Origin of the sequence: uncultured Pseudophaeobacter sp., assembly GCA_905479575.1 — a bacterium.
GTDB lineage: Bacteria > Pseudomonadota > Alphaproteobacteria > Rhodobacterales > Rhodobacteraceae > Pseudophaeobacter.
Genome location: CAJQNB010000001.1, coordinates 1 through 20,393 on the forward strand (window position 1 = coordinate 1; position 20,393 = coordinate 20,393).

13 protein-coding genes are annotated in these 20,393 nt (G+C 62.1%); 8 read left to right on the top strand and 5 right to left on the bottom strand.

Features of this window, described 5'->3' with window-relative positions; translation table 11 throughout:
• A partial coding sequence (locus QZ268_RS00005) for a hypothetical protein (RefSeq protein WP_295446484.1) occupies positions 1 to 1,432 on the top strand: 1,432 nt, incomplete at its 5' end.
• Between the two features lie 65 nt (positions 1,433 to 1,497).
• Here the strand turns inward: QZ268_RS00005 and pbpC are convergent.
• Together pbpC and QZ268_RS00015 are read right to left on the bottom strand one after the other, a co-directional pair.
• A complete protein-coding gene (gene pbpC, locus QZ268_RS00010) occupies positions 1,498 to 3,525 on the bottom strand; it encodes a penicillin-binding protein 1C (RefSeq protein ID WP_295446487.1) in 2,028 nt (675 codons plus the stop codon).
• Between the two features lie 116 nt (positions 3,526 to 3,641).
• Entirely contained in the window at positions 3,642 to 8,990 is a 5,349-nt protein-coding gene (locus tag QZ268_RS00015) for an alpha-2-macroglobulin family protein (protein ID WP_295446585.1), read from the bottom strand.
• Between the two features lie 377 nt (positions 8,991 to 9,367).
• Here QZ268_RS00015 and QZ268_RS00020 point away from each other — a divergent pair, with 377 nt between their 5' ends.
• Positions 9,368 to 11,671, top strand: coding sequence for a response regulator (locus QZ268_RS00020; RefSeq protein ID WP_295446489.1), 2,304 nt, complete (start codon positions 9,368 to 9,370; stop codon positions 11,669 to 11,671).
• Between the two features lie 15 nt (positions 11,672 to 11,686).
• Here QZ268_RS00020 and yaaA read toward each other — a convergent pair whose 3' ends face one another.
• The 3 genes from yaaA to QZ268_RS00035 form a co-directional block, all read right to left on the bottom strand.
• Positions 11,687 to 12,457: a peroxide stress protein YaaA gene (gene yaaA / locus QZ268_RS00025; protein WP_295446491.1), complete on the bottom strand. Its 771-nt coding sequence runs from the start codon at positions 12,455 to 12,457 to the stop codon at positions 11,687 to 11,689.
• Positions 12,458 to 12,496: 39 nt separating this feature from the next.
• Positions 12,497 to 14,569 (bottom strand): DNA helicase RecQ, encoded by a 2,073-nt coding sequence (recQ, locus tag QZ268_RS00030; RefSeq protein WP_295446493.1) that lies wholly within the window; start codon positions 14,567 to 14,569, stop codon positions 12,497 to 12,499.
• Between the two features lie 201 nt (positions 14,570 to 14,770).
• Positions 14,771 to 15,058, bottom strand: a complete 288-nt coding sequence (locus QZ268_RS00035) for a YggT family protein (protein ID WP_295446495.1) — start codon at positions 15,056 to 15,058, stop codon at positions 14,771 to 14,773.
• A gap of 133 nt (positions 15,059 to 15,191) precedes the next feature.
• On the opposite strand from QZ268_RS00035, the gene QZ268_RS00040 reads away from it, so the two are divergent.
• The 6 genes from QZ268_RS00040 (at position 15,192) to arfB (ending at position 20,355) form a co-directional block, all read left to right on the top strand.
• Positions 15,192 to 15,740 carry an acyl-CoA thioesterase gene (locus tag QZ268_RS00040; protein ID WP_295446498.1) on the top strand — a complete coding sequence of 183 codons (549 nt, stop codon included), beginning with the start codon at positions 15,192 to 15,194 and terminating at the stop codon, positions 15,738 to 15,740.
• A gap of 57 nt (positions 15,741 to 15,797) precedes the next feature.
• Positions 15,798 to 17,162, top strand: coding sequence for an MFS transporter (locus tag QZ268_RS00045; RefSeq protein ID WP_295446500.1), 1,365 nt, complete (start codon positions 15,798 to 15,800; stop codon positions 17,160 to 17,162).
• Positions 17,159 to 18,028: a penicillin-insensitive murein endopeptidase gene (gene mepA, locus QZ268_RS00050; protein ID WP_295446502.1), complete on the top strand. Its 870-nt coding sequence runs from the start codon at positions 17,159 to 17,161 to the stop codon at positions 18,026 to 18,028. The genes QZ268_RS00045 and mepA overlap by 4 nt, the downstream gene beginning before the upstream one ends.
• An 11-nt stretch (positions 18,029 to 18,039) precedes the next feature.
• Positions 18,040 to 18,948, top strand: a complete 909-nt coding sequence (locus QZ268_RS00055) for an esterase-like activity of phytase family protein (RefSeq protein ID WP_295446504.1) — start codon at positions 18,040 to 18,042, stop codon at positions 18,946 to 18,948.
• A gap of 272 nt (positions 18,949 to 19,220) precedes the next feature.
• The gene (locus tag QZ268_RS00060; protein WP_295446506.1) at positions 19,221 to 19,844 is read left to right on the top strand and encodes a queuosine precursor transporter; all 624 of its coding nucleotides are present in this window, start codon (positions 19,221 to 19,223) and stop codon (positions 19,842 to 19,844) included.
• A 91-nt stretch (positions 19,845 to 19,935) separates the two neighbouring features.
• The gene (gene arfB, locus QZ268_RS00065) at positions 19,936 to 20,355 is read left to right on the top strand and encodes an alternative ribosome rescue aminoacyl-tRNA hydrolase ArfB (protein ID WP_295446508.1); all 420 of its coding nucleotides are present in this window, start codon (positions 19,936 to 19,938) and stop codon (positions 20,353 to 20,355) included.
• Positions 20,356 to 20,393: the final 38 nt, after the last annotated feature.

Here is a 20,393-nt window from a genome sequence, read left to right on the forward strand (position 1 = left end):
GATCACCGTGCCGGTCGATGTCTCGGTCGATGGCGAAGAGCCGCAGCGCTTTCAGGTGCCGGTCGGGCGTGACATTGACCTGCCGCTCAAGCTGCCCCATGGCGGGCGCAACGTGTTGCAGTTCTCGACCCCGCCGGCCGAGGGCGAACTGACCGACCGCAACAACACCGCGCTGGTGCAGATCAACGGCGTGCGCGACCGGCTCAGCGTGCTGCTGGTTTCGGGCGAGCCCAACCCCGGCACGCGCACCTGGCGCAACCTGCTGAAATCCGATGCCTCGGTCGACCTGGTGCATTTCACCATCCTGCGCCCGCCCGAGAAACAGGACGGCGTGCCGGTGCAGGAACTGTCGCTGATCGCCTTTCCCACGCGAGAGCTGTTTTTGGAAAAGATCGACGATTTCGACCTGATCATCTTTGACCGCTACAAGCGGCGCGGCATCCTGCCGGCGATCTATCTCGACAATGTGGCCAACTATGTGGAACAGGGCGGCGCGGTTCTGATCGCAGCAGGACCGGATTTTGCCAGTGCCGATTCGATCTATCGCTCGCCGCTGGCGCGGGTGCTGCCCGCCGCCCCAACCGCACGGGTGCTGGAGCAGGCCTATCGCCCCAAAGTCACCGAGCTTGGCCATCGCCATCCCGTCACCGCAGGGCTGGAACCGCCGGGACAAGAGGGCGAGCCGCACTGGGGCAGCTGGCTGCGCCAGATCGAAGTTGCCGCGCCCCAGGGCCATGTGCTGATGCAAGGTGTCGAGACCCGGCCACTGCTGGTGCTGAACCGGGTCGCCGCCGGGCGGGTGGCCCTGCTGGCCTCGGACCATGCCTGGCTGTGGAGCCGGGGCTATCAGGGCGGCGGACCACAGCTGGAACTGCTGCGCCGGCTGGCCCATTGGATGATGAAAGAGCCCGAGCTGGAAGAGGAAATGCTCTGGGCAGAGGTCACCGGACAGACCATGCAGGTGTTTCGCCGCCGGATGAGCGGCACCGCAGGCGCGCTCACCGTGACGGCGCCGGATGGCAGCGAAACCAGCCTGCAGATGCAGCAACGCGCGCCGGGCCTGTGGGAGGTCAGCTATACCGGGGCTGAACCCGGGCTCTACCGGCTGAGCGAAGGCGCAGTCGACACGGTTGTTGGCCTCGGCCCCGCCGCGCCGCGCGAATTCCAACAGACCATTGTCACAGCGGATCTTTTGGCCCCGGTGCTGGCGCCGCTGCGTGGGGGCGCCATGGCTCTGGAAGACGGGCTGCCACGCCTGCGCGAGGTCAGCGCTGGTCGTCCCGCCTCGGGGCGCGGCTGGATCGGGCTGACGCCACGCGCCGCCTATGAGACCCGATCGGTATCCCAAACAACGCTGCTGCCGGCCTGGCTGGGTCTGCTGCTGGCAGCGGGTTTGATCATTGCCGGCTGGCTGCGCGAGGGACGCCGCTAGCAGACCGTGTGGCCTTTCCCAGCAAGCCGCAAGAGAACAAAGGCAAGGGGCAGATCGCGTGCGGGCTAATGAAGCAACCTGTCGATTTCGACGTCAACACTGACGCTATGACCGGCGCTATCCAGCACCACCAGATTGGCAAAGCCCGGCCCCGGATTTGGTACTTCAAACTCGCGGCGGCGCTGGCCCTTGGCCAGAACCCGACCATCCGCCAACAGGGCAAAGGGGGCAGTGCCGCCGCGCAGCTTCACCACCAGCGGCGCGCCCTCCAGCGCTAGGGCGGCCCCATCCGGGGGAAACAGCACCTGCGGTGCGGCAGCGCTTTGGGCAAAAACCGCATCCCGCGGCCGGAACCGGCGCAGCGGCAGCGGCAGCTCTGCCGCCCCCAGGATCAAGGTGGCGGCGGGTGGTGGCGGCGGTGGCGCAGTTTCGGGCTTGAGGCGGCCAAAGGCTTCAAACAGCACCGGCGCGGCCAGATCGCCACCAAAGGCCCCCGGCACCGGGGTGCCATCGGCCCGGCCCAGCCAGACGCCAATCACATGCTGCCCATCCCAGCCAATCGCCCAGGCGTCGCGGTGGCCATAGGAGGTTCCGGTTTTATAGGCCAGCACCCCAGCCCGGGCACCGGGCGGCGGCGCCAGCCCACGCAGGATATCCCCCAGCTGCCAGGCGGCGACCTCGGACATCATTCGGGGCAGATCTTTGGCTCCGGCGCTCTGCAGCGCCCGCAGCTGCGGCCCCTGACCACCGGCGGCAATACCGGCATAGAGCTGCACCAGATCCTGTAGCGAGGTGCCAATCCCGCCCAGGCTGATGGCCAATCCGGGCTTGCCACCTGGCAGCTTGGGCGTGGCGCCGCCACGCCGCATCACCGCCAACAGCTGCGCCGGGCCGATCTCTCGCGTTAGCCGGACCACCGGGATATTCAGGGACAATTGCAGCGCCTCACGCACCCCCAGGTCGCCGCGAAACTGCCCGTCAAAATTCTGCGGCGCATAGCCATCAAAATCCACCGGTCCGTCATGGATCAGGCTCTCGGGGTGGACCAGGCCGGAGTCAAACCCCAGTCCATAGACCAGCGGCTTCAGGGTCGAACCCGGCGAGCGCTGCGCCTGGGTCATATCGACAAACCCCTGCCGCGCACTGTCCTCGTAAGAGGGCGAGCCAACCGAGGCCAGGATTTCGCCGCTGCGATGATCCACCGCCAACAACGCCGCAGAAACCCGTGGACCCGCCTTGCGGGCGGCCTCTGCCACCAGCGCCGCCATTTTGGCCTGCACCTGTGCATCCAGGGTCACCGCCAAACGCGAGACCCCGGGACGCGCTGCCAACAACCGATCCGACAGATGCGGCGCCAGCCGGGGAAAGCCCTGCATCCGGCGCGGTAGGGGCGCCTGTTGCGCCACCGCAACCTGCGCCGCAGTCAGCAGACCCGCCTGCGCCAGCCGCGCCAAGACCCGATCCCGCGCTGCCGCGGCGGCCCCAGCGGCACGATCCGGGCGGCGGCGCTCGGGCGATTGCGGCAGGGCAATCAGCAGCGCCGCCTGCGAGGGCGTCAACCGGTTGGGGGCCTTGCCAAACCAGGCATAGCTCGCCGCGCGGATGCCTTCGAGATTGCCACCATAGGGCGCATGGGTGAGGTAGAGCCCCAGGATCTGCTGCTTGGAAAGGCGGCGCTCCAGCGCCAGCGCCAGACGAATCTGACGTAGCTTGCCGGCCCAGGCTCCGGTGGTGCCATCCTCCAGTAGCCGCGCCAGTTGCATGGTCAGGGTTGATCCCCCCGAAATGGTCCGCCCATGCCACAGCGCCTGCCCCATCGCCCGCAGCATGGCCAGGGGATCCACCCCGGCATGGGTCTGAAACCGCTTGTCCTCATAGGCGATCAGCATGGCGATGAAATCCGGATCCACCTGCGCCAGCTGCGGCGCCATGCGCCAGATGCCATCGCCAACCGGATAGACCCGCAACAATGCCCCGTCGCGGTCCAGAACCTCGGTAGAGGTTTCCGCCAGCGTCACCGGCAGAACCGTCTGCGCGATCCATTGGTCAAAGCGCTGCAGCCCCGCCCCGGCAACCGCCAGGAGCAGGGCCAAAGCAAAGCCGCGCTGCCACAGCCCCCAGCCCGATCCGCCCCTGCGTCTTCGCCAATGCCCAGCTAAGAGCCTGGCAAAAGGCACAGCCAAGCGCGCCTTTGCCTTCAGACGGCGGATCACCGGATCACAACCGAGCCCGCAGCAGTATGGGCGCGGTAGGCCGGGCGATACATGTCCTCGACCTGGGCGGCCGGACGATGGAAGGTGCCCGGCGTCACCGCGCGGCTGATATAGGCCAGCGTTGCGGTTTTGCGTCCTGACAGATCAATCGCCGCCAAGAACCGGTCACTGCGGAACTCGGCATGTTCTGCTGAGGTTGGCTTCAGCCAGGCCAAATCGCGCAGATCCCCCGAGCGCAACAGATTGGGGTTGTCGATCTCGATCCCGGCGGCCAGCGGATCGCTGATCATCAGCCGCGCCCCCACGGTCTCATGGGGCGTGACCCGCAGCACGGTGACAAAACGATCCCCGATTTCAAAGGCCGTGCCATCCAGCTCCTGCCCCTCCAGGCTGTAGTAGCTGCGCGTAATCGTATAGCCATAACCGCCAGCGGCTGGTGGCACCTCAGGCACCCCCAGCGTGGTCAGGGTAAGATCCGTTACCGCGCCACTGGCACTGGTGATTGACATATCAGGCAGGCTCTGGCCGCCATCTATCTGCACAAAGGGCCCGTCTGACGGTTGGCCATTGATCAACATCCCCGAGCTCTCGGGGTTTTTGATCAGCGCATGGGCCGCCAAAAGCGTCCAGGCGGATTCCTGCGTCGACATCCGGGTGGTGTTTGTGCTGACCCGGGTGCTCAGCGTCTCGGCGCTGATCACATCCGACCCCGCCTCGGTGATCAAAGCCAGAACCGCCGCCGCATCGCGACGCTGGGTGCCATAGTCCGCACGCCAGACCGGTCCTTCCTGCTCGGCCCGCTGCAACAGCTCGCCTGCGCGGGCAAACATCCGGTCGGCGCGGCGCTGATCGCCATAGGCCGCCAGCGCGCCGCCCAGCTGAGCCGCCGCCAAAGGCGTGGCAAAGGCCCGTGCCTTTACATCGGCATAGTAGCGCAGATCACCCATGGAGGCCGCGCCTTCGCGGGCCAGAACCAGCAGCGCATAGGCCACGTCTTCGCCACCCTCCTCAAAATCAGAGGCGTAGTTCAGCCGGTTGCGCAGATTGTCCATCGCCCGCACAAAGGCGGCCTCTGGCACTTCGTGGCCCTGCCGACGCGCCCGCGACAGGAAGTCGGAGGCATAGGCATCCAGCCAGAAATCACCGCTTTCGGCCCGCCACAGACCAAAGGCGCCATTGCTGGCCTGACGCGTCAACACCCGCTGGATCGCCGATTGGATCCGCTCCTTGACCTGCGGCCCGCGGCCCAACCCCAGCGACTGCGCCACCGAAGACAGATAGAGCAGCGGCAGCGCCTTGGAGGTCACCTGCTCGGTGCAGCCATAGGGATATTGATCGAGGCTTGCGAGCAGTCCAGGCACGTCAAATTTTGCCAGTGGTCCCGCCGACAGAACCGCCCGTGCAGTGCCCGGTCTGAGCCCGGCAAAGACATCCTCGGTCAGCTCAAAATTGCTGCCTTTGTTGAGGGTGAACCGGCGGGTAGTGGCCAGCACCGGATCATTGGCCCGCACCGGCAGGCGCAAGACCTGGCTCAGGTGTTTGCCATCCGGGGTAATCAGCGACAGGATCACCTCGGGGTCGCCCACATCCGTTGCTGTGACCGGCAGCTCCAGCACCGCCTTGCCCTGGTCGCTCAGGGTGATTGATCCGGGCAAATTGCCCAGGGTGATCCCCGCGCCCAGAGACTGCGCCAGCAGGGTCATTTCTCCGGCGGGGCCATCGGCGTGCACCAGTTCAATATTGATCCGGCTTTGATCCCCAGGGGCAAGGAAGCGCGGCAAAGAGGCCGTAACCACCACAGGGTCGCGCACCAACATATCGGCCTCGGCCTGGCCGACTGCGGCCCCGGACCAGGCCATGACCATCAGCCGCACGGTGCCGTTAAAGGCAGGCAGATCCATCGGGAACGCAACCATACCGCTGGCATCGACCTGCACCGCGCCAGAGAAGAAGGCCACCAGATCCTGCGTCGGGGGCGGCGATTGCATCTGCAAGCCCCGATCGGCATCGCCCCCAGAGCGCAGCTGCCCCAAAGCACCATTGCCCGGATCAATCAACCGCCCGTAGATGTCGCGCAGCTCCATCCCCAGACGACGTTGACCGTGATAATGGGCACTGGGATCCGGGCTTTTGAAGTCGGTGAGGTTGAGAATGCCAAGATCCACCGCTGCCACCGTCAGCCAGACCTGCTCCCCCGGCTTGGCGCCAGTGACTTTGATCTGCGCCGTCTCGGTACTGCGGGGGCGGGCCACCTCGGGCACCTCGATGGCGACCTCGAGCTCTTGTCCCGGCTGGGTGATGGTTGCATGGGCCAGCCCCAGCGCCCGGGTTGGGGTGCGGCTGGTCTTGCCGGTCAGGGGCTGTAGCATCATTGCAGTGACATAGGCACCGCTGCCCCAGTCCTGGGTGACGGTCAGTGGCACCAGCACTTCGCCGGCCTCGACCTCAACCGCGTGGCGTTCGATCACCTGGTTCGACAGTACCGAAATCAGCGCCGTGCCGGCGCTTTGTGGCACCAGCCGCAGCTGGGCGGTATCGCCGGGCTGATAGCTGTCGGCATCCAGGGACATCTCCAGCCGGTCCGGCGTGGCCGAGGCATCGGCGGGGGCATACCAGCCCGCGTAGAAATCCAAAGCCGCCTCGACATAGGCGCCATCCAGCCGCTCAACCACCAGTTCATAGCGGCCCCAGTCCGTCGGGGTCGACAGCAGAACAGGTGTCTCCCCCAGCAGGGCTTCGCCCGTGGCGATGCTTTTGCGGCGGGTGCTGCGCTCCCAGTTCCAATTGCCATAAAGCTGATACCAGTGATAACGGGTCTCGATCCGGTTCAGGCTCCATTTCACCCGCATGGGCATCGGCTGCTGATCTGGCGACAGGGCCACCAGTTCAAACCCGGCTTCGGTGCCCTCGGCGACCACCTCGTCAAACAGTGGCTTGATGCCCAGGATCGGCCCCGAGGGGCTGACCGGCAGATCCATCCGGCGCTCAACCGGGCGGCCCGATCCATCTGTCAGCCGGGTGGTGAGTGAGGCTTCAAAGGGCTGACCCGTGGCCTCGACCACCGGCAGCTCAACGGTGAGCCGGGCCGCGCCACTGGCATCCGTCTTGTCGCCGCCAAAATAGTTCCTTTGGCTGTCATTGGGCGCATCATAGCGGCCAAAGTGATAGCCGGGCCATTTCGCCAGAGTGCTGACCGGGCGCAGGCGCAGATCCCCATCAATGCCAAGATCCGCCCCCGGCGCCCCAAAGAGATAGCGCGCAGAGATATCCAGCTGGGCAAATTCACCCGGGCGCAGATTGCCGGAATTGGCAATGCTTTGGTCAAAATCTATACGTTCGGGCATAAAATCTTCGACCAGGATCTGACGGCTGGCCAGGGCAGGCGCTTTGACATCGCTCTTGATCTCTAGCCGCCAGGTGCCCCGTGGCGCGGTGCTGCCAACCGGCAGGTCAAAGACATGGCCCCCCATGTTTCCCCCGGTTGACACATGACGGCTGTATTCCACCCCGTCAGGCCGGGTGAGTATCGCGGTCAGCGGCAGATCCTGGATCGCCTGCGCCGCGCTGTCGCGGGTCAAAGCGGTGACATGGATCACCTCCCCGGCGCGGTACGCCCCACGGTCGGTGGCCAAGAACACATCCACCGGCCCCGGCGAGGGCCGTCCCTCGACACCACGGTCGGACAGATCAAAGGCCGCGTCTTTCAACGACAGGAAGGCAAAATCCTCAACCTCTGTGGCGCCCATGACCTGCGCCTGGATCATCGCCGCAGCCGAGCCGCCGCGCCCCCGGGCCAGACCCGGTGCAAAATGGGCATAGCCGGTGGCGTCGCTTGTGGCTGTGCCCAGCACCGCATTGGCATTGGAGATCAGCGTCACCTCGACCCCGGCGCGCGGCTTGGCATCGGACAGCCCCTGCACCTGAACGTGCAGCCCGTCGCTGCCCGACATGGTGCTGAGCCCAAGATCAGTCAGAACAAACCACTGGTTGGCACTGGGATCTTCATAGGGGTCAGCGCCCTTGTAGCTGGCCGAGAGCACGTAAATCCCCACCGGCTGGTCGGCAATGGCTTCGGCCAGGGGCAGACGGGTGGTCATGTCCTGGTTCAGGGTGTTTTGCACCACTGCGGTGCCGCTCCAGACCTCTTCGGCGATGTCGCGGGCAAAATCTTCCTCCTGCCACTGTGACAGGGGGCGGCCAAAATAGCCCTCCTGCAGGCTGCGCAGCAGGTTTCGGTCACTGACCCGGCGCAGTTGCAGGGTGAGCTCCGTCAGGTTTACGGTTTCAACCGGCAGCGCCGCCTGATCGGTCTTGGCCAAAACATAGGCCCGTCCCGGAAACCGCACTGCCGGGCTGCGATCGCCAATGTAGTGGGTGAGCTCCACATCCTTGATCAGCGCATCGCCATTGCCCGCAGGCAGACCGCTGCGCAGGGTCATCTGGTAGCGGCGACCATGTTCCAGCCCCTCAACACAAAGCTCGCGACCCTCGGCAGTGGCGACGATTCCTGGCGCTGACAGTTTCAGGTAATCCTCATAGGTGACGCCGCTCAGCAGCAGGGGTTCGGAGAACTCAACACAGAGACGCGGCGTGGCGCTGTCGCTTTGCACCCGGCTGTCGGTGACGCGAAAGCCGTATTTTTCGATCATCCGGTCCAGCAGCCGGGCGGTATCCCGGCGCGGTGCAATCTCTTCGGCCAGCCGCAGCAGCGGCAGCATATCCCGCCCCCGTCCCAGTTTTTCCAGCGCCCGTGCCGCGGCAACCAAACCGTTGACCTGAACCTCACCGGAGGAGGCACGCAGATAGGCGTTGAGACCAGCCGCCAGCGCCTGTTTCCGCGCCTCCCGCTTGGCAGAGGAGCCGCTTTGATTATCGCTATGGCGCAGCAGCACAGCGGAATATTCCGCCCAAAGCCCGGCTTCATCGCTCAGCGCAACCGCCTGCGCCAACCACCGCAGTGCGCCTTTGGTATTGCCGCCCCGCGCCTGAATCCGCGCCGCCGCGACCATGTCTTCCAATGCCGCACCCTCGGACGGGAACTGGCGCCCCATCTCTGCGGCAATCTGGTAGGCATTTTTGAAATCCGCGTCTCGCAGGCTGGTCAAGCGCTTGGCCCGTGCGGCGCCCTGGGCCAAAAGAGCAGCAGGCTGATCCTGCTTCAGGGCCGAAATCGCCCCGACGAATTGCGACGCCGACTGCATGTTCTGCTTAGGAAAACAGGCGTTTGAACGGCTATTGTAGGAGAACCCAGCGCAGCTGTCCTGGGCGCTACAAGCCGCCTGACACGATGCCAGATCCGTATCAAACAGCGCCTGCAGATCCGATCCGTAATAATCGGTATCCATAAAGCCCTGATAGCGCTGCGGCGGGATAACGGAATCAGCCTGCGCCGCAGTTGCAAAAACGGTTGAAATCCCAGTGATCAGCACAAGGGCAAGATGCGCGATGACGGCCGCTCGCTGCCGCTGTTGCGGGTCGTTGTATACAGGCCGCCCTGCCCAGCCGCAAACACGCTGGCAAAATGCGTGGAGAAAAAAGGTGAACCGTTGAATAAAACAAACTGGCATAGCGCCCTCCTAAATCAAGCACAGGCTGGCACGAGCTTAACATCATAGCAAGAAGTTCACGCGTAAGACTGTTGCTACGACCTTTGTATTTTCACCCGACTGTCGCCCCCCATATTTTGGGGGACTGTTTGTTGTATTTGTTGGAGCCTGCAGGGATGAGCCTTGCTGACAAAATCGCGGAAGAGCGCCGGGCCAGACTGGCGGCAGAGCGCCTGCTTGAACTCAAGCAGGCCGAACTCTCAGCTGCGAATCGCAAACTTGGTCGCCACGCTCTGGCTCTGACCAAACAGATTGGGGTAACCCAGGCCGAAGTGGCCACCGTGCGGGATGAAAACGCCAAGGTAAAATCAGACCTGAGCATGGCCAATGAAAAGATCGAAACAGCAGAGCGGCGGCTCTGGCATTCGATCCAGGCCTTTCAGGACGGGTTTGCCTTTTTCAACGCCGACAGTCAGCTCATCGGTGCCAATACCGCCTATCTCAATATTTTTGACGGGCTGGAGGAGGTCACGCCGGGCATCTCTTACATGCGCATTTTGCAGATCCTGACCGACGAAGGCCTGGTTAACACCGGTGATATGAAGCCGGACGCCTGGCGCGCAATGATGAGCGAGCGCTGGCTGTCGATGTCACCGGATCCCGTGATCATCCAAATGTGGGATGATCGCTATCTGCGCCTCATTGACCAACGGGGGCACGGGGGCGATGTGGTGAGTCTGGCGCTCGATATCACCTCGACGGTGCATTACGAAGAAGAACTGCGCAACGCCCGTGAACGGGCCGAAGCCGCCAACCGCGCCAAGTCGGCGTTCCTGGCCAATATGAGCCACGAAATCCGCACCCCGATGAACGGTGTGGTCGGTATGGCCGAGTTGCTGAACGACACCACGCTCAATGACGAACAAAAACTCTACGCCACCACCATCAAGAACTCAGGCGAAGCGCTGCTGGTGATCATCAATGATGTGCTCGACTATTCCAAGATCGAAGCCGACAAACTGGTGCTACACGAAGAAGCCTTTGATCTGGAGCGCTGCATCCACGAAATTGTCATGCTGCTGCAGCCCACCGCACGGGACAAGGGACTGTCGATTCTGGTGGATTATGACCTATTCCTGCCAACACAGTTTGTAGGTGATCCAGGGCGCATCCGTCAGGTGTTGACCAATCTTGCCGGCAATGCGGTCAAGTTCACCAACGAGGGCCATGTAACCCTGCGGGTAACCGGAATTTTCAACCATGACCAAGGCATCTGCGCGGTGCATTGCATGATAGAAGACACCGGCATTGGTATCCCGGAAGAAAAGATCGACCACGTGTTTGGGGAGTTCAACCAGGTCGAAGATGAGCGCAATCGCAAGTTTGAAGGCACCGGTCTGGGGCTGGCAATCTCGCGGCGGCTGATTGAAATGATGGAGGGCGAGATCTGGGTCGAAAGCGACGAAGGCAAAGGCTCCTGCTTTGGCTTCCGCATTCCCCTGCCAATCGTGGAAGGCTCCCATGGTGCAACGCCCAAACTGCCCAAAAGCTTGCGCCATATTATGTTGGTGGACGAATCCACCCTCAACAGTGAAATCCTGCAACGCCAGCTGATGCTGCTGGGCGTAGAGACAACAATCGCGGACAGCGTCTCTGCAGCCTTGGCAAAAATGAATATCGGCGTCGATTTGATTCTGGCCGATCATGCCATTGCCGGTGGCGGCGGGCTCGCACTGGCGCGCCAATTGCGGCAAAGCAAATGGGCCAGCCTCCCAATGGTCATGCTGTGCAGCAACCCCCATGAATACTCCGAAAATGAAATTCTGGATCTCAAGGTGGACCTTCTGCCGCGTCCTACACCACGCGATGAATTGTTTTCCAAGCTTGAAAGCCTCGGCAATGCGCTCATCGATAAACCCGACCGGACCGGATTGGCAGCAGCCGACACCACAGAGCTGACAGACCAGACAGGGGCAGGCGCAGAGACCGACGCCGCTTCCCAGACCCTGGAAGAGGCCTATGCAGCCGACAATGCCGCCATGCAGTTGTCGGCACCTGACGATCCCGGGACACGCCAGATGCGCATTCTGGCGGCCGAGGACAACAGGACCAATCAGCTGGTTTTCCGCAAGATGGTCAAGGATTTCAACATCGAACTGCAATTTGCCAATAACGGCGTCGAAGCGGTGGCGCTGTATCAGTCCTTTGAGCCGGATCTGATCTTTATGGATATTTCCATGCCGGAAATGGATGGCAAAGAGGCAACCGGCGAGATCCGCAAGCTGGAAGCCGAAACCGGGCGCCATGTGCCGATCGTTGCCCTGACCGCCCATGCGATGAGCGGCGATTCCGATGGCATCCTCGCCGCCGGGCTGGATCATTACCTGACCAAGCCCCTGCGCAAGGCGGTAATCCTGGAGCGCATTTTGCAACATACCACGGAGGCGTTTCAGCCCATCGAAGTCACCTCAGCCGCCTAGGGTCAGATCCGCGTCTCACTCCGCCGGGTGGCGCAGAAATACCGGCTTCATCGGCTCTGACAGCTGTGGCTGATAGACATATCCGCCGCTGTCAAACTCCTGCAATGCCGAGGCATCAGCAATCCGGTTCTGGATCACATAGCGCGCCATCGCCCCACGGGCGCGTTTGGCATAAAAGCTGACCACCTTGGGGGTGCCGTTTTTGTCTTCCATAAACACCGGCGTCACCACCTGCGGTTTGAGCGCCTTCAGATCCACTGCGCCAAAATATTCTTGGCTGGCGCAGTTCACCAGGACCTTAGCCCCGACCGCTTCGGCCTGGGCATTCAGCGCCTCGGCGATCTGGCTGCCCCAGTATTCATAAAGGTTTTTGCCGCGTGGATTTTTCAGCCGCGAGCCCATTTCCAGCCGGTAGGGCTGCATTGCGTCCAGCGGCCGCAACAGGCCATACAGACCAGACAGAATGCGAAAATGATCCTGCGCCCAGGCCATTTCTTCGGGCTCCAGCGAGGCGGCTTCCAGCCCCTGATAGGTGTCACCGGCAAAGGCCAGCGCCGCAGGGCGCAGATCCGCAGCCTGTGGATCTGCGGCAAAATCGCGGAACCGATCATAGTTCAGCTTGGCCAGATCCTCACTTAAATGCATCAGCTTCATCAGCTCTGGCACAGTGAGCGCACGCGCCACGGCATTCAGAGCGATGGCATCATCCTGAAAGGCAGGAAAGCTCATCTCCTGATCCCGCTCCGACCAATCCAGCTTTTTGGCCGGGGATACCACTACCAGCATCGCGCGCTCCTTTTGTTTCCGCTTTGTTTCCCGTTAGACTTAGTCAGTCTGGCGCAAAACGTCCAGAAAGGCGGGCAAGAATCTCTCGGCCCGGCGCTCGCCTAACAACATGGTTATGCCGCGCTCATCATCTGGCCGCATTTGGGTCAGTTTCGCCAGCAGGGCCGCCGGGCAGCTCAGCGGTTTCAGGGTGCCGCAATCGCCCCGGATCAACTGGGTCTGTGCTTCCATCAAGGCATCATAGGTCGAGCCCGCCCCGGCCCGATTGGCCAACTTGCGCCGCTGGGGGTGCAGCTGCTCCACCGCGCCGGTGATCACCTCAAGGAACTCATCGCCATAGCGGTCCAGCTTTTTGGCGCCGACTCCCCCGATCCGGGCCATCTGGTCCAGGGTTGCGGGGCGGGTTTCAGCCATCTCGATCAGGGTTTTGTCGTTGAACACCACATAGGCCGGCACTTTTTGCGCCTCCGCCAGGGCACGGCGCTTGGCCTTCAGCGCCGACAGCAGCGGCGCGTCTTCTTCCGAGACCAGCATCTTGACCGCAGGACGACGCTCCGCCGATTTGATGGTATCCTTGCGCAGGGAGATCTGCGCCTCGCCTTTCAGCACTGGCAGGGCGGCCTCGGTCATGCGCAGGGCACCGTGGCGTTCGGGGTCGGGACGCACCAGATCATGGCCCATCATTTGCCGGAACACCGCCTGCCACTGACGCTTGCTGTATTCCTTGCCGCAGCCAAAGACCGACAGGTCACTATGGCCCTTTTCCCGCACCCGGTCGGTTTCATTGCCATACAGAATGTCAATAAGATGCCCGGCGCCATAGGTTTCATTGGTCCGCAGGATCGCCGACAGCGCCTTGCGCACCGCTGTGGTGCCATCAAAGACCTCCACCGGCGTGTCGCAAAGATCGCAGTTGCCGCAGGGCGCAGCCTCTTCCTCGAAATATCCCAGCAATGTCTGACGGCGGCAGGTCAGGGCCTCGGCCAGCCCCAAAAGCGCGTTAAGCCGCCCATGGTCTGCGGCGCGACGCTCGGGTGGGGCGAGGCCTTCGTCGATCTGGCTGCGGCGCAGGCGGATGTCATCTGATCCAAACAGAGTGAGGGTCTCTGCCGGGGCGCCATCACGGCCCGCGCGGCCAATTTCCTGATAATAGGACTCGATTGATTTGGGCAGATCCGCATGGGCCACCCAGCGGATGTCAGGTTTATCAATGCCCATGCCAAAGGCCACGGTGGCCACCACGATCAGCCCATCTTCGCGGGCAAAGCGCGTTTCCACATCGCGGCGCTCCCCGGCCTCCATGCCGCCATGATAGTGGCAGGCCGCATGACCGGCATCGCGCAGGGCGCGGGCCAGGTCTTCGGTCTTGGCGCGGGTGCCGCAGTAGACAATGCCGGACTGCCCTTTGCGCGCCGCTGCAAACTCAAGGATCTGCCGTCGCGGACCGTCCTTGGCGGCAAAGGCCAGGTGGATATTGGGCCGGTCAAAACCGCGCAAGAAGCTGCGCGGGGCCTGGCCATCAAACAGCTTGCGCACGATTTCTTCGCGGGTCTCGGAATCGGCGGTGGCGGTAAAGGCGGCCAAGGGCACGTCCAGCGCCTGACGCAGCTCACCGATGCGCAGATAATCCGGGCGGAAATCATGGCCCCACTGGCTGACGCAATGGGCCTCATCCACCGCGATGAGGCTGACATTGATACGATGCAACATATTCAGGGTCGAGCCCGAGGCCAGACGTTCGGGCGCCATATACAAGAGCTTCAGCTCGCCCGCTTCGATGGACTGCCAGACCGCTTCGGTCTCTTCCTCGGTATTGCCAGAGGTCAGCGCCCCTGCGGTAACGCCGACCGCCTGTAGGGCGCGTACCTGATCGCGCATCAGGGCAATCAGCGGCGAGATCACCACGGTGATGCCGGCCCGTTGCAGCGCGGGCAGCTGAAAACACAGTGATTTGCCGCCCCCCGTGGGCATGATCGCCAGCACGTTTTCCCCACGCGTCACCGCATCAACGATCTCTTCCTGGCCGGGACGAAAAGCGTCAAAGCCAAAAATCTCACGCAGGAGCGGACTAGCGGTGCTTTCCGGCTCGGGGATCGCTGGCGCGGCTGTCATGGAGTGGGACCTCGTTGGGGGCGGCTGCTCTGATTTGAGCGGTACAATCCCACAGGTCGATTCGGGCGACAAGAGCAAGGGGCAAAGCTTTATGCCTCACCCCTCGACTTTTACGCGCGTCAATCGCTGAAAACCGCCCTCAGCGTCAGCAGTGCTGCCCAGCCAAGCGGCGGGGCAACGACCTGACGGACAGCACCCGGACTATAAGAAATAGACCATGTTGTTCTGGATGATGATACGCAGCGCATAGACCGCAATCAGCACCACCAGCGGCGCCAGATCAATGCCGCTCATATTGGGCAGAATACGGCGCACCGGATCATAAAGCGGCTCAAGAATGCGCTGCAACATGTACCAGATCTGGCCAACCAGTTGCTGTTGCAGGTTCAGCACCTGGAAATTGATCAGCCAGCTCATGATCACATGGGCGATGATGAAGAACCAGACGATGTCCAGGATCAGCAGCAGAATTTGGAACAGAGAGAGCATTCTTTACCTCTTTGGAATAGCAGCCTTACAGGTAAGCAGCCCTGTGCCCATGTGCAAGGCTTCCGCGAGGTTGCGGTTGACCATTGGTTAATCGGTGGCAAGAGGGGCACAATGCGCAAAGAAAGTAATGCCGATGTTTCCCATTGTCCGCCTGATCAAAGACCTGCTCAAGGCGCGCCGTATGGCGCCGCTGGCTCTGACCGAGACCCATGTCTCCAACCATATCTGCTGGCCCTGGGATCTGGATTTCTGGCTGGAGCTGAACAATGGCCGCGCCATGACGCTGTATGATCTGGGGCGCACCATGCTGGCGCAACGGGTTGGCTTGATCACCACCCTGCGGCAAAACCGCTGGGGCATGACCGTGGCCGGTACCACTGTGCGGTTTCGCCAGCGCATTCGCGGCTTTGAACGGTTTGAGATGCGCAGCCGGGCCGTGGCCTGGGATGATAAGTTCATCTACCTGGAACAGAGCATGTGGAGAAAGGACGGCACCTGCGCCAGCCACGTGATGCTGCGCACCGCGCTGACCGACAAAAACGGCATCGTGCCCCCTGCCCGCGTGCTCAAAGCCATGGGCCATCCTGACCTGCCCAGCCTGGAAATGCCCGACTGGATTGACGCCTGGCGCGCGGCGGACGCGCAACGTCCCTGGCCGCCCATGCAAGATCCCCTTGCCTAGGGACCTAAGTGCCTGTCTTATCGCAGATAACAAATCGGTGAGGACGGGCAGGAACACATGAGCAATATTTCATCGCGCAAGCGTATTTGGGGCTGGTGGTTCTTTGACTGGGCCAGCCAGCCCTATCACACACTGCTGGTCACCTTTGTCTTTGGCCCCTTCTTTGCTGCTGTGGCTGCCAATTACTATTTGGGAGAGGGCCTGGCCCCAGAAGCCGCCAAGGCCCAGGCGCAGACCATGTGGTCGATCGGGATGACCGTAACCGGGCTGATGATCGGCTTTGGCGCGCCTTTCATCGGCGCATTGGCGGATATTTCCGGACGCAAACGGCCCTGGTTGATCGGCTTTTCGCTGATGTATGCGCTCGGCGCCTGGGGGATCTGGTATTCAGATCCAGCCGGCAGCAACCTGTGGTGGATGTTGGTGACCTTTGGCTTTGGCTTCATCGGTGCGGAATTTGCCCTGATCTTTGCCAATTCGCAACTGCCCAGCCTCGGCGACAAGGATGATGTCGGAGCCATCTCCGGTTCTGGCTTTGCCTTTGGCTACCTTGGCGGCGTTCTGGCGCTGTTCATCATGCTGCTGCTGTTTGTTGAACAGGGCAGCGGCAAAACCCTGATCGGGCTGGACCCGGTCCTGGGGTTGGATGCTGAAACCCGCGAGGGCACCCGCGCCGTCGGGCCGTTCACCGCCCTGTGGTTCATTCTCTTCATGGTGCCCTACTTTCTCTGGGTCAAAGATGACGCCCGCACCGGCAAGCGGGGCAGCCTGGGACAGGCCATCTCTTTGGTAATCGCATCCGTCAAGGCGCTGCGCTATCGCGGCAGTCTGGCGCGCTATCTGGGGTCATCGATGCTCTACCGGGATGCGCTGAACGGGCTTTATGGCTTTGGCGGCGTCTATGCCAGCCTGGTGCTGGACTGGGAAATCACCAGTATCGGCATCTTTGGCGTCATATCTGCAATTGCCGCCGCAGCCTTTAGTTGGGTCGGCGGTATGGCCGACAAACGGTTTGGCCCCAAACCCGTGATCGTCGCCGCGATTCTGGTGCTGACGCTGGTCTGCCTAACCGTGGTGAACATGTCGCGTGAGGCATTGTTTGGCATCGAGCTGGCGACGGGCTCCAAGCTGCCGGACGCTATCTTCTTTGGCTGCGGCATGCTGATCGGTGGTTTCGGCGGAATCTTGCAGGCCGCCAGCCGCAGCCTGATGGTGCGTCATACCAACCCTGCAAAGGCAACCGAGAGCTTTGGGCTCTATGGTTTGTCCGGGCGCGCCACCGCCTTTTTGGCGCCTGGGCTAATTGGGGTTGCCACAACCCTGACAGGTAGCGCACGATTGGGCATTAGCCCGGTGATTTTTCTGTTTATCCTCGGATTGATCGTATTGTACCGGGTCAAGGCAGAAGGAGATCAGGTTTGAGACTGCTTGTAGCGAGTTTTTGTTTCATCTTTGCAGCGCTCAGTGGCGCCAGCGCCGCCACCCCGGCCAAGCAGCTTTTTGGTGCCAAGGGTACAGGATCACAGCAGGCGCCGGCCCCCTATGGCTCATACGCCAAGGGCTGCGTTGCCGGCGCGGTGCAGCTGCCGGAAACCGGCGCCACCTGGCAGGCCATGCGGCTCAGCCGCAACCGCAACTGGGGCCATCCCGAAACCATCAGCTTTATCGAAAAGCTCAGCAAATTTGCCGCACGTCAGCCCGGCTGGAACGGGCTTTATATTGGCGATATCAGCCAACCCCGTGGTGGCCCGATGCTGTCAGGGCACCGCAGCCATCAAGTGGGGTTGGATATTGATATCTGGATGCGCCCGGCGAACAAGCTGACCTATAGCCGGGCCCAGCGCGAAAAGATCTCCTCCATTTCGATGCGGCGCAACAACGGCGCATATGTGAATTCAGACTGGACCCGCGCCCATCACGAGATCATCAAGGCCGCAGCACAGGACAGACGGGTGGCGCGGATTTTTGTCTTTCCTGGCGCCAAGGTGCAGATGTGCAAGGACGCCAAGGGCGATCGGCGCTGGCTGCGCAAAATCCGTCCCTGGTGGGGGCACCATTACCATTTCCATGTGCGTCTGGCCTGCCCCAGGGGCGCCCGAGGCTGTGTTGATCAGGATCGCCCACCACGCGGTGACGGCTGTGACGCTGCACAAAAATGGGTCAATGATATCTTGAGCCCTCCGCCGCCAAAACCGGCAGACCCAAATGCTCCGGCCCCCAAGCCCCGCCGCGAATACACCCTGACGGACCTGCCCAAACAATGCGCCGCCGTTTTGCAATCTAACTGAGCATAAACACCATGAAGCGTAGGAAACTGGTCGGTGGCCTTGTTCTGGCCTCCGGCCTCATTGCAGCGGCGGCAGCCTTTGCCGCAGCCCAGCTTGATCGGTTGGAAAACGCCGCTCAGTTTGCAGGCAGCTATACATGGCGGGCAAGCCCCGATTGGTTTGGGGGATTCTCCGGGATTGAGCTCTCGGCGGATGGGGCGCAGATGGTGGTTCTCAGTGATCGCGCCCATGTGGCCCGTGCCGATATCCATCGACAGGACGGCGAGATCTCAGAGATCACCCTGCGCAGTGCCCAACATCTGCGCACCTCCAAGGGGCGACAGCTTTTTGGTCGGATCATGGACAGCGAAGGCCTGGCCCTGGCGCCGGATGGCTCGCTCTATATTTCCTTCGAAGGACTGTCCCGGGTGGTGCATCACCAAACCGAGGCCAGCCGTGCCCGTGTCCTGCCCCGCCCTAATGAGTTTCGCGGCTTACCACTGAACAAATCCCTGGAGGCCCTGGCCATCGACCCCCGGGGGCGGCTGTACACCCTGCCCGAAAACGCGTTGAACGCCGATGGGGAGATCCCTGTCTGGCGCTGGAATGGCAGCCAATGGAGCCAGCCCTTCACCCTGCCCCGACGGGGAGGTTTCTTGCCTGTTGGTGCCGATTTTGGCCCCGACGGCCGTTTCTATCTGCTGGAACGCAACTTTGTCTTTATCGGTTTTCGCAGCCGCTTGCGCCGCTGGGATATCACCGAACAGGGCGCGATAAACGAAGTCACCCTGCTGGAAAGCAGCACCGGGGTGCATGACAACCTCGAAGGTCTGTCCGTCTGGCGCGACGCCAAAGGCCTGTTGCGCGCCACCATGGTGTCGGACGACAACTTCAAAGCCCTGCAACGCACCGAACTGGTGGAATACACCCTGCCAGAGTGACGGGAAATAGGTTTTTCTTTGCTCTCGCAGCGTTTGTCGTTTACGGGCTACATGCCCTGCGCATGAGCGAAAAGCCCCTACTGGTGCGCTTGCAACACTGCTCGAACAAGAGCTGCAGCCATTGATGGAAGGCGGTCTAAACTGATTTGGCTGCGCGCGTCACAATTGGCAAAACACTTGCCAAACGGCTGCAACACAGCTAGGTGAGCCCGTCTTCCGCACAAGCTGCGGAACAAGTCGCCGCGACCTTGTATAAAAAACGGAACTGAAAAATGAATCGTTCTCATCTACCTGGCATTCTTGCCATGGCTGCCGTTGTGGTGGCCTCCAATATCCTGGTGCAATTCCTGTTTGGCCAATGGCTGACCTGGGGCGCCTTTACCTATCCAATTGCCTTTCTCATCACTGATGTGATGAACCGCGTCTATGGCGCCGGGCCTGCCCGTCGTGTGGTCTTTGTGGGCTTTGTGGTGGGCGTTGTCTGCTCGCTCATTGGCACCCAGATCATGGGCGAGTTTGGCCCGCTTGTGACCCTGCGCATCGCGCTTGGGTCTGGACTTGCCTTCCTCACGGCGCAGCTGCTCGATGTGTCGATCTTTGCCGCCCTGCGGAGCGGCAAATGGTGGCGCGCACCGCTGGCCTCCACGCTTGTGGGCTCCTCGGTGGATACCGTCATCTTCTTTACCATCGCCTTTTCCGGCGCGCTGACCTGGATCGAACCGGCCAATGACGTCTCCTGGGCTGGTGAAATGCTGCCGCTTTTGGGCGCAGGCCCCATGGCGCCGCTGTGGGTTTCTCTGGCCCTGGCTGACTGGCTGGTGAAACTCTCGCTGGCACTGCTGGCGCTGGTGCCCTTCCGCATGATCGTCACCCACCTGACGGCAAAGCCCGCCTAAGGCACACGCCAATACAACAGTCTCGGCAAAAGGCCGTGGTCCAGCGGACTGCGGCCTTTTCCATTTTCGCCAACCACGTTACATCCGCCCCATGTTGCATATCACAAATGATATAGCGCTGCAGGACTGGGAACTGTCCGAGAGCTTCATGCGCGCCTCGGGGCCCGGCGGGCAGAACGTCAACAAGGTGGCCACCGCAGTCGAGCTGCGGTTCGAGGCCGCCCGCAGCCCTGCGCTCACCCCGGCGGTGAAATCCCGACTCAAACGTCTCGCAGGTCGACGCTGGACCAAAGAGGGCGCGATTCTGATGCAATGCGACGAGACCCGCTCGCAACTGCGCAACCGCGAGCTGGTGCGGGACCGCCTGGCCGAGCTCATCCGCAAGGCCCTGGTGGCGCCAAAACGTCGTATAGCGACCAAACCAACGCGCGGATCGGTGAAACGGCGGCTTGACAGCAAGAAACAGCGCAGCGCAGTCAAATCAATGCGCGGAAAAATCACTCCAGAGTAATCCTAGCGATTGCACCCGGCCGTCACCTTGGCCATGTT

Bases quoted from the DNA above. Each gene is read 5' to 3' on its own strand.
- QZ268_RS00045 (WP_295446500.1), top strand. From the start codon at position 15,798: ATGAGCAATATTTCATCGCGCAAGCGTATTTGGGGCTGGTGGTTCTTT.
- QZ268_RS00035 (WP_295446495.1), bottom strand. From the start codon at position 15,058: ATGCTCTCTCTGTTCCAAATTCTGCTGCTGATCCTGGACATCGTCTGG.
- QZ268_RS00015 (WP_295446585.1), bottom strand. From the start codon at position 8,990: ATGGATACCGATTATTACGGATCGGATCTGCAGGCGCTGTTTGATACG.
- QZ268_RS00040 (WP_295446498.1), top strand. From the start codon at position 15,192: ATGTTTCCCATTGTCCGCCTGATCAAAGACCTGCTCAAGGCGCGCCGT.
- QZ268_RS00020 (WP_295446489.1), top strand. From the start codon at position 9,368: ATGAGCCTTGCTGACAAAATCGCGGAAGAGCGCCGGGCCAGACTGGCG.
- recQ (WP_295446493.1), bottom strand. From the start codon at position 14,569: ATGACAGCCGCGCCAGCGATCCCCGAGCCGGAAAGCACCGCTAGTCCG.
- QZ268_RS00055 (WP_295446504.1), top strand. From the start codon at position 18,040: ATGAAGCGTAGGAAACTGGTCGGTGGCCTTGTTCTGGCCTCCGGCCTC.
- yaaA (WP_295446491.1), bottom strand. From the start codon at position 12,457: ATGCTGGTAGTGGTATCCCCGGCCAAAAAGCTGGATTGGTCGGAGCGG.
- arfB (WP_295446508.1), top strand. From the start codon at position 19,936: ATGTTGCATATCACAAATGATATAGCGCTGCAGGACTGGGAACTGTCC.
- QZ268_RS00060 (WP_295446506.1), top strand. From the start codon at position 19,221: ATGAATCGTTCTCATCTACCTGGCATTCTTGCCATGGCTGCCGTTGTG.